Annotated in this window: 10 protein-coding genes; 5 read left to right on the top strand and 5 right to left on the bottom strand. The window is 70.2% G+C overall.

Features of this window, described 5'->3' with window-relative positions; genetic code table 11:
* Positions 1–86: 86 nt before the first annotated feature.
* Together MMA15_RS14775 and MMA15_RS14770 are read right to left on the bottom strand one after the other, a co-directional pair.
* Complete coding sequence (locus tag MMA15_RS14775; protein ID WP_241060161.1) at positions 87–1,220, bottom strand: type 2 periplasmic-binding domain-containing protein; 1,134 nt, start codon at positions 1,218–1,220, stop codon at positions 87–89.
* A gap of 217 nt (positions 1,221–1,437) precedes the next feature.
* Positions 1,438–2,598: a 2-methylaconitate cis-trans isomerase PrpF family protein gene (locus MMA15_RS14770; protein WP_241060159.1), complete on the bottom strand. Its 1,161-nt coding sequence runs from the start codon at positions 2,596–2,598 to the stop codon at positions 1,438–1,440.
* Positions 2,599–2,745: 147 nt separating this feature from the next.
* Here MMA15_RS14770 and MMA15_RS14765 point away from each other — a divergent pair, with 147 nt between their 5' ends.
* The 3 genes from MMA15_RS14765 to MMA15_RS14755 all read left to right on the top strand — a co-directional run bounded on the left by MMA15_RS14765 (position 2,746) and on the right by MMA15_RS14755 (position 6,554).
* On the top strand, positions 2,746–3,690 hold the full coding sequence (locus MMA15_RS14765) for a LysR family transcriptional regulator (RefSeq protein WP_241060157.1): 945 nt from the start codon (positions 2,746–2,748) through the stop codon (positions 3,688–3,690).
* A 576-nt stretch (positions 3,691–4,266) separates the two neighbouring features.
* Positions 4,267–5,748: an AbeC-like domain-containing protein gene (locus MMA15_RS14760; protein ID WP_241060156.1), complete on the top strand. Its 1,482-nt coding sequence runs from the start codon at positions 4,267–4,269 to the stop codon at positions 5,746–5,748.
* A complete protein-coding gene (locus tag MMA15_RS14755; protein ID WP_241060154.1) occupies positions 5,745–6,554 on the top strand; it encodes a hypothetical protein in 810 nt (269 codons plus the stop codon). Before MMA15_RS14760 ends, MMA15_RS14755 begins: the two co-directional genes overlap by 4 nt.
* Positions 6,555–6,747: 193 nt before the next feature.
* Here MMA15_RS14755 and MMA15_RS14750 read toward each other — a convergent pair whose 3' ends face one another.
* Positions 6,748–7,464 carry a Crp/Fnr family transcriptional regulator gene (locus tag MMA15_RS14750; RefSeq protein ID WP_241060152.1) on the bottom strand — a complete coding sequence of 239 codons (717 nt, stop codon included), beginning with the start codon at positions 7,462–7,464 and terminating at the stop codon, positions 6,748–6,750.
* 235 nt (positions 7,465–7,699) lie between these two features.
* On the opposite strand from MMA15_RS14750, the gene MMA15_RS14745 reads away from it, so the two are divergent.
* Both MMA15_RS14745 and MMA15_RS14740 read left to right on the top strand, forming a co-directional pair.
* Positions 7,700–8,236 (top strand): Pycsar system effector family protein, encoded by a 537-nt coding sequence (locus MMA15_RS14745; protein WP_505016611.1) that lies wholly within the window; start codon positions 7,700–7,702, stop codon positions 8,234–8,236.
* Between the two features lie 131 nt (positions 8,237–8,367).
* Positions 8,368–9,321, top strand: coding sequence for an aminoglycoside phosphotransferase family protein (locus MMA15_RS14740; protein WP_241060148.1), 954 nt, complete (start codon positions 8,368–8,370; stop codon positions 9,319–9,321).
* Between the two features lie 165 nt (positions 9,322–9,486).
* On the opposite strand, the gene MMA15_RS14735 is transcribed toward MMA15_RS14740, so the two are convergent.
* Both MMA15_RS14735 and MMA15_RS14730 read right to left on the bottom strand, forming a co-directional pair.
* Complete coding sequence (locus MMA15_RS14735; RefSeq protein ID WP_241060146.1) at positions 9,487–10,926, bottom strand: MFS transporter; 1,440 nt, start codon at positions 10,924–10,926, stop codon at positions 9,487–9,489.
* Positions 10,910–13,258: an SGNH/GDSL hydrolase family protein gene (locus MMA15_RS14730; protein WP_241060144.1), complete on the bottom strand. Its 2,349-nt coding sequence runs from the start codon at positions 13,256–13,258 to the stop codon at positions 10,910–10,912. The genes MMA15_RS14735 and MMA15_RS14730 overlap by 17 nt, the downstream gene beginning before the upstream one ends.
* Positions 13,259–13,263 lie beyond the last annotated feature (5 nt).

Below are 13,263 nucleotides of genomic sequence, written 5' to 3'. Positions count from 1 at the left end.
ACGTCTTTCGGGACGGGTGGGCTCGGGTTCCGGATGCTCCGGAGGCCGGGCACAGGTGCCCGGCCCGTGCCCGGTCCGCGGCGGGCTCAGGTGCCGCCGAGGCTCTCGCCGTACTCGCGCTTGAGCATCTCCAGCGCGTACTTGCGGGCGTCCGGGTCGATCTCGAACGCCTTCTGGATCTGCTTCTCTCCGTTCTCGCCGGAGTAGAGGGGATAGCCGCCGAGCACCTCGCCGCTCTTGGACGCGAACTTCTTGTCCTTCTTGAGCTTCTCGACCGAGTCCCAGTAGGCGTTCACGATCGAGTCCGGGGTGTCCTCGTTGGCCCACAGTCCCTTCTGGTACGTGCAGCCCGGCACGAGGAACGCACGGTAGGAGTCGTAGGCACGGCCCGAGGGCTTCTTGCCGTACATCTCCTTGTGGAACTCCTCGACGGTCGGCAGGTTCGGGACGTTCGGGTCCCGGACGACCTTCCCGTTCTTGATCACGCCGAAGGACATCAGCGGCACCGCCTTGCCCTTCTTCACCAGGGGCTCGACCTGCGTCTTGTACGCGGAGGTCGTCTGGTAGTCGATGTCGACCTCACCGCGCTGATAGGCGAGGAGCGCCGTCTCACGGCCCTCGAAGCCGAACGTCGCGTCGACCGGCTTCTTCAGCACGTCCATCGCCTGGAGCATCGTCATGTCGAGGCCCGTGGCGCTGATGCCGCCGTACTTGAGCTTCTTCTTCGACTCGGCGAGGTCCTTGGCGTTCTTGATCCCGGTCTTGGGGGAGGTGTAGATGACGCCGCCTGAACCGTTCATGATCAGCGGGCGCATCTTGGAGAAGTCGAACTCCACCTCGGGGCGCTTCAGCAGCGCCTGGAAGTACGTGGTGCCGGAGGTGACCAGGACCTCCTTGCCGTCCGTGCCGCCGGACCGTACGAACTCGTTGGAGCCGGTGATGCTCTCACCGCCCGGCTTGTTCTCCGGCAGGAACGTCGGGCCGCCCGCCACGTGCTTCTTCAGATACGGCTCCAGGAAGCGCGCCCAGGTGTCGGTGCCGCCGCCCTCGTCGTAGGGAATGACCATCTCGACGCGGGACGGGACCTTCGCACCGGCGTCGGTCTTGCCGTCGTCCCCCACGCCCTGGGGGTTGCCGCAGGCGGCGAGCCCGAGACTGAGGCTGAGACTGGCGGCGATCACCCCGGCTGTTCGTATCCGGTTCATCGGTTTGCGGCTCATCGCCGGTCCTCCTTGGAGCTTGAGCGGACGGAGCTGTGGTCGGCCTGGGCCTGTGGGGGGTTCGCCGTGCTGCTGGAGTGCTGGGTTCTCGGGCTGCCGGTTTCTCGGACCGCGGGTTCTCGGACCGCAGGTTCTCGGACCGCGGGTTCGCGGACTGGCGGGGCGGGCGGGGTCGTCGGGACTGCCATGGCCGGGTACGGACCGGTCCCGCGGGTCGCTATGCGTGCACGGCACCGACCTTCCAGTCGGGTACGACGACCTCACCGGTCATCAGGCGCCGCGCGGTGCGATAGCCGGAGACGACGGGGACGGACCAGCCGTCGCCCTCCCGCTCCACTCGCGCCGTCATCGGAAGCACACCCGAGGGATGACCGATCCGGATCTCGCCTTCCGGCGCCTCGCCCTCGGCGACCTGGGACACGACCGTGCCGGGGATCGCCGCGGCGACGGCCGTGCAGATGGCCCCGCTGAGCGCGAAGGAGCGGTGCAGCCTGCCCATCGACATCATCGACGCCCTCAGCGTCTGGCCCTTGCGATGCTGCACCATGCCGTCTGCCAGCGGATAGTCGCGCGGAGCGCCGACCAGGGCGAGCTTCGGCACGGAGGGCGTCCTCGCCGTCGCCTCCTCCACGGACGGGGCCGTTCCGATGTGCACTCCCGCCGCGGCCCGTACGAGTTCGAGCCGGGAGAGCAGTGCCGCGTCCGAGTCGATCTCGTCGGGGAGTTCGGTGCCGTCCAGCCCCAGGGCCTCCCACCTGACGAAGAGCAGCGGGTTGGCGGCGTCGACGACGGACATCTCGACGGCGCCGAGCCCGGGGACCTCCACCTCGTCGACGGTCCGCCCGGTGGGAAGCAGCGCACCGGTGACGGCGCCGCCGGGGTGCAGATAGTCGAGCCGGATGCTCGCTCCCGTGCCGGGGACCCCGGGTATGGAGAAGTCTCCTGCCGGGTCGTAGCGGCCGTCGCGGGTGGGCACATGGGCGGTTACGGATTTGCCGGTGTTCAGATTGAGGAACTTCACGCGCGTCACGGGGTCGGTCACGGGGACCAGGCCCTCCTCGACCGCGAAGATGCCGACGGCCGCGGACATGTTGCCGCAGGTGCCCGTACGGTCCACCAGCGGACAGTCGATCGAGACCTGCCCGAACTCGTAGGTCACGTCCACGCCGAGATGCCTGCCGTCGGCGATGATCGCCACCTTGCTGGTCGCGGACGTGGCGCCGCCGACGCCGTCGACCTGCCTGCGGTACGGGTCGGGACTGCCGTACGCGGCGAGGATGAACCGGTCCCGCAGCTCGGGGTCGGCGGGCAGGTCGGAGTCGTGGAAGAAGAGCCCCCGGCTGGTTCCGCCACGCATCAGTACCGCCGGTACCTGCATCGTCCGCTCGCCTCCCACTCGCCATGCAAGTTGCATGCAATCTGTACGCCAAGTGGTGCGCACTCTGCTACAGGTACGGCTTGAACGCCATCTCCCATCTCTCCACGCGGTCTTAAGTTCAGCTACAGGCACTGCTAGATTCCGCGGATGCACGTCGACATAGGAAGGTCGAGACTGCTGGCCGCGGTCGCCCGCCACGGCTCGATGACCGCCGCCGCCGACCGCCTCGCGTACACGCCCTCCGCGGTCTCGCAGCAGATACGCAAACTGGAGGCGGAGCTGGGGCTTCAGGTCCTCGACCGCCATGCGAAGGGCGTCGACCTCACCGACGCGGGACGCGCCGTCGTCGAGCACGTCGCCGGCATCGAACGCCAAGTGGCCGCCCTGCGCGAGGAGTTGGAGCACATTCGAGGTGCACGCGCCGGCACCCTGCGGCTCGGCACCTTCCCCACCTTCGGCGCCTCGCTGCTGCCCTTCGCGATCACCAGCTTCACCTCGCAGCACCCCGGGGTCTCGCTGTCCGTACGCAGCGCACGCCTCACCGGGCTGCTGGAACTGCTGCACACCCGCGAGATCGAGATGGCCGTCCTCTGGGACTACGAATGGTCCCGCCTCGACGAACCCGGCCTCAGCATCCAGCAGTTGCTGCTGGACCCGACGCGGCTGGTGGTCTCGGCCGGTCACCGCCTGGCCGGGCAGGACAGCACCGGCTTCGCCGAACTCGCCCAGGAGCGATGGATCACCAGGGCCGACCGGCACCCCGTGGTGGACGTACTGCTCCGCACCTGCCAGACGGCCGGTTTCGAACCGGCCGTCGCCTTCGAGGCACACGACTACCAGGAGGCCCAGGCCATGGTCGCCGCGGGCCTGGGCGTAGCGCTCGTACCGCAACTGGCGCTCAGCGGCGTGCGCGAGGACGTACGCGTCCTCGACCTGGGCGGCCAGGCCCCTGCGCGGCGCATCATGCTGGCGCGCTCCGCGGACCGGGCGCCCTCCCCGGTCGGTACGGCGATGACGAGAATCCTCCGCGAGGTCGTACGGAGCGAGGCCGCACGAGGCGGCGGCCGTCAACGCGAGCCGGGGCCTTCGTGATTCGAAAACGCCGCACTGAAATCATGGCGAATTCGTGAGTACCCCGAAACGGCGACCGCATTGGAACGGTGTCGTCGACGGGCCGGAAGCCGCCGCCCGCCCGGCGAACTCGGCGTAAACGAAATGGGCGGGCGGCAGACCACCGCGTACGGCCATGACAAGCGCTATCGGAAAGCGCCGTCGAGGAGCGGGCCGAAGAGATTCCGGAAGGCGTGCGCCGTTGTGCGTCATCTGACGCAGAAGCAGGCGGTATTCGTCGTCTATGAATGCACAAGGCAGACCAGAGTCCTTCGGGTCGCGGCCCGCGGATTGTCCCTGCGGCCGCTCGCCGGACCTCGTACGGGCAGGCGGTTCCACTCCGGCGTTCCGCGTCCGGCGAATCGTCATGCGCGGGGCCGAAGTGAACGGCCGCGGCCCTCGGTTCACCGGGCGGCGAGTCGTCCGTCACGCAGGACGGCAGCCGTGTCGTCCGCGGACCGTGGGCCGCCGGAAAGCCCTTGCCGAATGCCGCAGGACCATCCCGCCTGCCGGCAACGGCAGTTGACGAGCAGAGACAATTCGCCCTAGGAGCCTTCGATGTCCCACGTCCGAGCGGCGGCCGCGCCGACTCGCCCGCGCAGCCCGTCAGATCCCGCGTCCGCACGCGACGCCACACGCTATCTGTGCGTGGCCGCGCAAATGGACGCCCAGTTCAACAGCAAGCTCATCAAGGGCATCGTGCACAACGAGCGCCGTGCGATTCCCACCTCTCCGGGAATCGACCTCGTCCCCGTGCTCAAGTACGGGCTGGCCGCGAGGCAGCGGCAGATCCTGCGCGACGTCGGCCTGGCGTTCCTCTTCGTCGTATTCCTGCTCACGCCCGGCGCGGGAAGCCTGGTCACGGTCCTCCTGCTCGCATGGCTCGTCATGTACGCCGAGAGGCTGTGGACCCACTATCACGTTCTCGCCCGTGAACTGCGCCGGGACGTCTTCGATCCCGACAAGGCCCCGGTGCCCGAGGACAGTTGGCTCGTCAAGCGCCTGGAGGAGATAAAGGAGCGCGGTCGCGGGAACGTCACCGTCTTCCCGCAGTACCAGCCCTTCATCGGCTACGGCAAGGCCTTTCAGACATGGTCGCTGAGCCTGAACGTCGCCGCCGCCGAGGAGGGCGAGGAGGCCGAGCCCTTCGAGGTGCAGGAGCTGTACTCCGCCGTGGCCAAGGCCGTGGGAGCGATCGGGCTTCCCGGCGCGACGACCGAGGACAGGCTCTTCGTCAGCGGAAACGACCTGCTCCACCACATCGAGCCCGGGAGCGTGCGCAAGGCGGTCCTCCCGTCGGAGCTGAGGGCCCCCGCCGCCGACGTCCCGGACGACGTCGTCCAGCAGCTTCGCAGCGACCCGCACACCCGGGCACGGCCCTATCTCACGATCTGCGTGCCCGGCTGGGGCGGCGAGGTCGTCATGACCGTGTTCCTGCGCTTCACGCTCCTTCCGCAGCGCGATCTGCTGTTCATCGAGGCGAGTTACTCGCTGCTGGCCCCGGTACGCGAGCAGTACCGCTCGGTGGACCGGTTGCTGAGCCAGCCGACCCCACGCCAGGTCCTGAAGAACGCACCCAACATCTTCTCGACGGCGGGCGCGGTGCTGCTGAGCATCCCCCGGCTGCTCTCCGCGGCCGGCTCGGCCATCGGCAGGGCGGGGCAGCAGCGCGACGAGAAGCGGGCGATCGAGGACGACCGCAGCTTCAACTACGGCTCGGAGATCTGCCCCCGCGAGGCCGCGAGCGACCACAAGTACTACCGCTACTTCCAGCAGCTCGACTCCGAGATGTACCGGGGACTGATCGAGCGGCGCCTGCTGGACGCCCTGACGGACTTCCTCAGGGAGCACAACGTCGACGTGAGCGACCTCAAGGAGCAGCGGAAGACGATCCTCAACAACGGGATCTACGTCACCGGCAAGGGTTCGCTCAGCGCGGGGAGCATCGCCGCGGGGACGAACGCGCTCTCCCTGCACATCGACCGGATCAAGAGCGGTACGAGCCAGCAGAGCGCATCGGACGGACCGGCGGCGTCATGAAGGAGAACAAGGGCGTCCACATGAGCGGAGGGCGCATCGAGGCCGGAGCACTGGCGGTCGGGGACCACGCGGTCGCCCGCCACATCGGCGGTGCGCAGGACCCGGACGACCCGCACGACAAGGACGCCCGGGGCGATGCGAACGAGCCTGACCGGCGGGACGACCCGCCGCAGGGAGACGGTGCCGACAAGCCCGGTGCGGGCGGGAGTTCAGCCGCACCGGGCTCCGCCGTACACCGCACCATCCTCGTGGTCGACGTGGAGAGCTTCAGCGACCGCCGCCGCACGGCCCCCCACCAGATCGCCGTGCGCAACGGCCTCTACGGTGCGCTGCACAAGGCGTTCGACGGTGCGGGCATCCCCTGGGACGAGTGCTACCGCGAGGACCGCGGCGACGGCGTCTTCCTGCTGGCGCCGCCGGAGGTGCCCAAGCAGCTCTTCGTGGAGGCCCTGCCGCACCGGCTCGTAGCGGCGCTGCGAGAGCACAACGAGATCCACGCCGACAGGTCCCGCATCCGGCTCCGTATGGCACTGCACGCCGGGGAGGTACGGCACGACGAGCAGGGCGTCACCGGCGAAGCACTCATCCGTGCCTTCCGGCTCGTCGACGCGGGCAGCCTCAAGGCCGAACTGGCCGCCTCTCCCGGGGTGCTGGCCATGATCATGTCGTCGTGGTTCTTCGACGAGGTCGTACGCCACAGCGCGGCGGCCACGGTGCCAGGCGACCACCGGGAGATCAGGGTCACCGTCAAGGAGACCGACACCACCGCCTGGATACATCTGCCCGATCATCAGGCGCCGCAGTGACGGCGGCGCCTTGCTCCACCGGCGACGGCCGGGCGCCGGGGCCCCTTACGGTGTCCCCGCCCCGGCCGTCCGTCCGTGAAGACGGCGGACGGCAGCCGACGTCGGCCTCCCCCGAGCCGGCCAACGGCGGCTGCCGCTCATCCATGGGTACCGCCGGCGGCGCCGCGCCTCTGCCGCAGACGACGCAGAACGCTCAATCCCCTTCCGGCTCCCAGCACTCCAGCCCCTCGGGGTCCAGCACGACGATCGCGCCCCGCCGGGTGTCGACCAGCTTCTCGTGGTGCAGCTCGCGTAAGGCCCGTACGACCGACTCCCGGGACGTGCCTGCCGCCGACGCCAGCTCCTGCTGGGTGAGGTTCACTTCGAGGGCGTGCGGGGCACGGCCGGGCGCCGGTGTGCCATGCCTGCGGGAGATCTCCACCAGCACCTGCGTGACCCGCACGGACGCCGTGCTCGCCCCGAGCGAGGCGCGGTGGCCGTCGGCATGGCGGAGCCTGCCGCTGATGCTGCGCAGCACGGCCAGCGCCAGTGCGCCCCGCTCCTCCAGCAGCGCCGCGAACCTCGGCGCGGCGACGACGACGCCTCGCACCCGGCACATCGCGATCACCGAGGCGGAACGCTCACCGCCGTCCAAGCAGCCCAGTTCGCCGACGAGTTCACCGGCGCCGCGGAAGGCGAGGAGGCTCGTATAGCCGTTGGAGGACTCGGCGACGACCTTGACCAGCCCCGCCTCGATCAGTACGACCTTGTCCGCCGGGTCGCCCCTGCGCATCAGCACCTCGCCCCTCGGCCAGGTGTGCGGCGTGCCCGCGCCGCGCAGAAGCGCCAGATTCTCCGGCTTCAGACCGACGGAGGAGCCCGCGCCCGGGAGCCCATGCTGCTCATACCAGGACGGTGCTCCGCTTGTCATTTCCGATCTCCCCCGTCATGACATTCCGGGTTCCGCACGGAGGCAATGGTAGAGCCAAGTCACAGCCGGTGTGCGCCAATTGACCTATTGCTCCGCGGACCCTTCACGTAGAAAGGCCGCGGTAACGCCGTTTTTCGGCCGCGGTCACGGCCGGATTCACGGAGACGGTTACTGCCCCGACCGCGAAACCCAGTCACGGCCCCAGCCACGAACCCAGTCACGGAAAGGGATCGATATGCCTGGTCAGATCAGCGATGTGGACGGCCGGAGAGGTGCCGGAACAATTGAGAATGCCTCTGTCTCCACTGCATGGAATATTCATTCGGCATTGGCCGACTGGACGGGAAAGGTCGACGTCAAGGCGTCCATAGCGCTCAGCACGGAACTGGCCCTGGTGACCGCCGTGATCACCGCGCTCAGCAGCCGCTTCGTACTCGTACGCCCCGAGGGCGCATTCACCCTCGCGACGCTTTGTCTCGGGGTGGCACTGCTGTTGTCGGGAGCGTTTCTGGCCATCGCTGCGGTCATTCCCCGCCTCGGCCGCACCGGGCGACCGCAGCGCAACTTCGTCTACTTCGGTTCTCTCAGGCACTGGGAGGCCGAGGAGCTCCAGGTGGCCCTGCGCGAGACCGATCCGCTGGAGATGCTCAGCGTGCAGCTCGTCGCGATGTCGCGGATCGTATGGCGCAAGCATCTGCTCGTCCTGTGCTCGCTGACCGTCTCCGCGCTCGGGCTGACCTTCGTCGCCCTGGTGGCCATGCTGTCGCTGTGAGGGGGCCGGAGCCCGACCGACTACGGGCCGCCCCGCTACGAGCCACGTTCCGTCGGCGACGGGCAGCACACCAAGTCCCCACGCTCGAAAAGCAGTTGCCGCCGGGAACCGGGGCACGCGACGCTCCCGCGATGGACATGCATCCCGATCAGCTCAGCGTGCCGGTGGAGACGGTACGCGGCCTGGTCGACGAACAGTTCCCCGACTGGCGGCACCTGCCGGTGCGCCGCATCGCCTCGCAGGGGACGGTCAACGCCGTCTTCCGCATCGGCGACCGGCTCTCGGCACGCTTCCCGCTGCGTGGCGACGACGTCGAATCGGCACTGCGGGAACTGGAGTCGGAGGCGGAAGCGGCCCGCGAGCTGGCGGGCCGTACGCGGTTCCCCACGCCCGAGCCCGTCGCGCTGGGGCGCCCGGGAAGCGGCTACCCGCTGCCGTGGTCGGTGCAGACCTGGCTGCCCGGCACGGTGGCCACGGACGAGGACCCGGCCGAATCGGCCGCGTTCGCCCGCGACTTGGCCGAGTTCGTACACGGTGTACGTGCCATCGGCACACGGGGACGCACTTTCGGCGGCCGGGGGCGCGGTGGCGATCTGCGAGCCCACGACACATGGATGCGGACGTGTTTCAAGCGCACCGAAGAGCTGTACGACGTGCTGCCCGGGCCCTTCCGCAGCGTGCTCGACGTACCGAGGCTCCGCCGGGTCTGGGACGCCATGCGGACGCTGCCGCCCACCCCCGCCCCCGATGTGATGACCCACGGCGACCTGATCCCCGGCAACGTACTGGTCTCCCGAGGGCGTCTCAGCGGAATCCTCGACGTCGGCGGACTGGGCCCCGCCGACCCCGCGCTGGATCTCGTGGCCGCCTGGCATCTGCTGGAGGAAGGGCCTCGTCAGGTGCTGCGCGACGAGCTGGGCTGCGACGACATCCAGTGGGAGCGCGGCAGGGCGTGGGCTTTCGAACAGGCCATGGGCGCGGTCTGGTACTACGTCGAGAGCAACCCGGCCATGAGCGGGATGGGCAGGCGCACCCTGGAACGCATCCTGGCCGACACGGGCGCCGTCACCGAACGCGCCACCTGAGCGCCGGGCTTGCACGTACGGCTTCAGTCGCTGGCCTGAACGCACCGTCCGCGCCTGCGACTTGAGCGTCTGCGACTTGAGCGTCTGCGGGCGAGCCTCCGGCGGGGGCCCGAACTTCCGGCCGGGGCGCGACCATCACCGCCGTACCGCCCGCCGCCGCGCCGCTCACCGCTCCTTGGCCAGCCCGTAGCTCTCGCGCTGCTCCTCGCCCTGCTCGACGGCCAAGTCGCCTACCGGCTCCTCGGGAAGTACGCGCAACGACCTCACGCGGCTGAACAGCGTCCAGAACATCGATGTGAAGACCCCGGCGCCCGCGAGGACCAGCGTGTATCGAAGCCCCAGCGCACTGCTCGCGATCGCGCCGCCCAGCAGGGAGCCCACCGGCTCGACGCCCCAACTCGTCACGCGGATCACGGAGGTGACCCTCCCCAGCATCCCCGACGGCACCAGCGCCTGCTTGATCGTCTCGCTGAGGATCAGGTTCACGGTCACGGAGAACGACCACAATGCGGTCGACGCCCCGACCAGCACGGCCGGGAGCGGGCCGTCGAAGAGCTGCGCCGCGGGCACCAGCAGGGCGGCGACGCCGGGGATCGCATAGACGACGGTCAACACCGTGCCGTAGCCGAAGCGTTCGGCAACACGGCTGCTGATCCAGGCACCCAGCAGGCCGGTCAGCCCGCCCGCCACATTGAGCAGTCCGACCGCCAGCGGGCTGAACCCGAGCACCTTGATCAGATAGAGCATGTAGACCGCGAAGAACATCGCGGTGAAGAGGTTGAAGTGCGTGGCGGCGAGCATCATCGGCCGCTGCACCCGGTCCCTGAGGACCAGCAGGAAACCCGCGGCGACGGCACGGAAGTGCGTCTGCTCCTCCTCGGCCTCCCCGGGCGGCGCCTTCGGCAGCCGCTGGAGCGCCGTCATGCTCACGAGATAGCTGGCCGCGTCCGCGAGGATCGCCAGCGGAGCCCCGAGCACCTGCACCAGCGCGCCCGCGAGCCCGGGACCGGCCGTGTCGGAGACCGAAACGGTGCTCTGCATCCAGGAGTTGGCCGCCACCAGCCGCCGGCCCACGAGTGCGGGCACGTAGCCCGCCATCGCGGTGTCGAAGAGCAGCGACAGCCCGCCGACGGCGAAGGCGACCAGAAGCAGCAGCCACAGATGCAGGGCGTCGAGCAGATACGCCGCGGGCACCAGCAACAGCAGCAGACACCGCAGAACGTTGGCCGTCTGCATCGCGCTGCGGCGGTCCATCCTGTCGACCCAGGCGCCGATGGAGGGCCCGAACAGCAGCACGGCCAGCGAGCCCGCCGCGCCCAGCAGTCCCATCTCCCACGCGCTGGCGTCCAGCACCAGCACGGCCACCAGCGGCAGCGCGAAGAGCGTGACCTGGCTGCCGACGAGCGACGCGGACTCCCCGGTCCACAGACGGAAGAACCCGGTGGCGGCAAGCTCCCTGCGGGCCGTACGGGACGTGGCGGCGTCGTCGCCCGGGGCACCGGCGGCCCCGGGCGGGGCGGAATCCGCCCCGGGGAGGACGGGCGCATCCGGCCCTTGTGGGGCGGGCGCCGGCGGCGGGGTGTCGGGCTCAGCGGGGCTCGGCATCGTTCATTCCATCGGGGTCGTGGGGAGAGGCGGCTTCGTTCCCGGCGGAGGCGAACGTGACCTCGGACAACTCGCCCTGTGCGGCCAGCACTTGGGGAAACTCGTTCCTGGTCAGCGCCGCCGCGTCGGCGGACTCACGTCGCTGCCAGTCCCCGCCACCGTGCGGCCACTGAATCACGACGCGGTTCACCCCGGCCACGGTCGCCGATCGCGGCACATCGAGACTGACGCTACGCCAACTCCCGTCCGCCGCACGGAGCGTACCCAGATGACGTCCGTTCAGAGTGACCTCCGCGGTGGGGTCGGCGGCGCCCGGGATGCGGTGGACGAGGGTGAGGGTGCCTCCGGTGGGGCGGCTCAGGGCGAAGCCGAGGGTCGCGGTCTGCGCGAAGCACTGGAAGTAGCCGCGTTCGGGCCGGTGGTTCGGGGGCCGGAAGCAGTCGTCGAGCAGCCCCTGCTCTACGGCAGCCAGCAGGTCCAGCCGTTCCGCCGATTCCCCCGGCGACACCGGCTGCCCTGGCGCCTCCGGCTCGCGGCGGCCGACGGCCGGGTCCGTCGCGTGCACCGCCCGTACGTCCGGCTGCGGCGCCCCTTCCGCCACGTCCGCCACGTCCGCCACGTCCGTCACGTCCGTTGCGTGCGTTGCGTGCGTTGCGTCCGGCAGCCCGTACCGCTCGTCGAGAACCTCCCGCAGCGACCACATGCCCAGCCTCTGCGCCTGCCGGGTCAGCATCGGGCCGAGATAGCGGGCGGCGTTCTCCGGCCGGGTGAGGACGCCGACCGCGGGGTGTGCCCACACCGGCCCGTCGGAGCCGAGCAGTTCGTGCAGTGCCTGCGTCTCACGGGGCGCTCCCTCGGCGGCGACGCGGACGAGAGCGGCGACCCGCTCACGTGGCTGGCCGTAGAAGCTGTTGTGCACGGCCGCCAACAGCGCGGCGACGGCGCGCTGTTGAGGCGACGCACCCGGGCCGGGCGGGGTGCTGCCGCCCGGCAGCTCCAGGATCTCGTCGGCCACGGCGGCGGCGAGGAGTTCGATGCCTCGGTCGCTGAGATGGCAGTAGTCGAGGAAGTACCGAGGGTCGGGCAGCGCCGCCCCTGGCCTTGCGGCCTCTCGGGTACGTACGGACACTGCACCGGCGGTGCTCCCGAGCGGGGAGCCGGAGTCCGACCCCGGGTCCGGGCCCGGGTCCGGGTCAGCGCTCTCGGGCCGCAGCACCGTGTCCAGATCCACGGTCGCGAAGTCGTGTTCCGCGGCGCAGTCACGCATGAGCCGCCGCAGCGCGGACGTGATGCGTGGGGTGTGCGTGGTCAGCAGACCGCACACCGCGTCACGGGCGGACTCGTATCCCCGGCGGGTGCCTTCGGGATCGCCCAGCGCCTCTGCCGCCTTGGCGCTCAGCCAGCCGGGGAGGCTGCTGGTGCCGTGGTCCAGTGCCGCCATCTCTTCGGCGCAGCGCAGCACAGCGTGGTGGTCTCCCGCGTGGCCCGCCTTCTCGGCCTCCTCCCGCAGGTCCCGCCAGCGGCTCAGCAACGCGGGCGCCAGCGGCGGCAGTTCGAACCTCGGATCGGGCGCCCATCCGCTCAGATTGAACTGCGGTACCACGACCACGACACGCGCCCCGGCAGCGGCCGTCACCCCGGCCAGCCGACGGAAGAGCCGCCGCACGGCGGGCGTGACGATCCGCTCCAGCAGGCAGTCCCGCATTCCCGGATAGCCGCCCTCCTGCAACGCCGTGGCGAGCAGATCCAGATGTGCGGGCGTGTGCTGTGAGAGCACCCAGTTGTTGCCCGCGTAGAGGACGACGACGTCCGGTCGCAGCCGAGGCAGCCTCGCGATCAGGGCGTCCGACTGCTGGAGCGTCGCACCCGTCTGTGCCAGGTCTACGCACTGGAAGGCCCCGGGATCGGCCAGTTCCAGCCTGCCGTGCAGCGCGGAGGCCGGAGTGAGGACGGGGTCGAGCAGAAAACCGCGTGCGCTGGACTCGCCCAGGACGACCACCCGCCGGGAGGCACCCTTTGCCGGTACGTCTCCGGTGTCGGCCCATGTACGGGCCTCGTCGGCGGGCATCTCACGGCGCCGCAGCGCGCCCTCTCCGTCATCGGCGACCTCCCAGGGGCCGACCGCGAACGGCTCCCGCTTCCGGGCGGCGCTCTCCGCTCCGGCATCCGCACCGGCATCCCCAGCCGTATCGGTGCTGCCGGCACCCGAACGACCCGTCACCAAGGCCAACTTCTGCATCTCCGCGAGAATGCGGGCCCCTCGCTCGTCGGACAGGAGCCGGGCCAGGCGGTCGGCCCGCGCCATGAAGCGGGCATCCGGCAGATTCTCCATGGGGG

Origin of the sequence: Streptomyces marispadix, assembly GCF_022524345.1 — a bacterium.
Classification (GTDB): Bacteria; Actinomycetota; Actinomycetes; order Streptomycetales; family Streptomycetaceae; genus Streptomyces; species Streptomyces marispadix.
The sequence above is the reverse complement of the archived record's forward strand: the minus strand, read 5'-3'. Positions and strand labels throughout refer to the sequence as shown.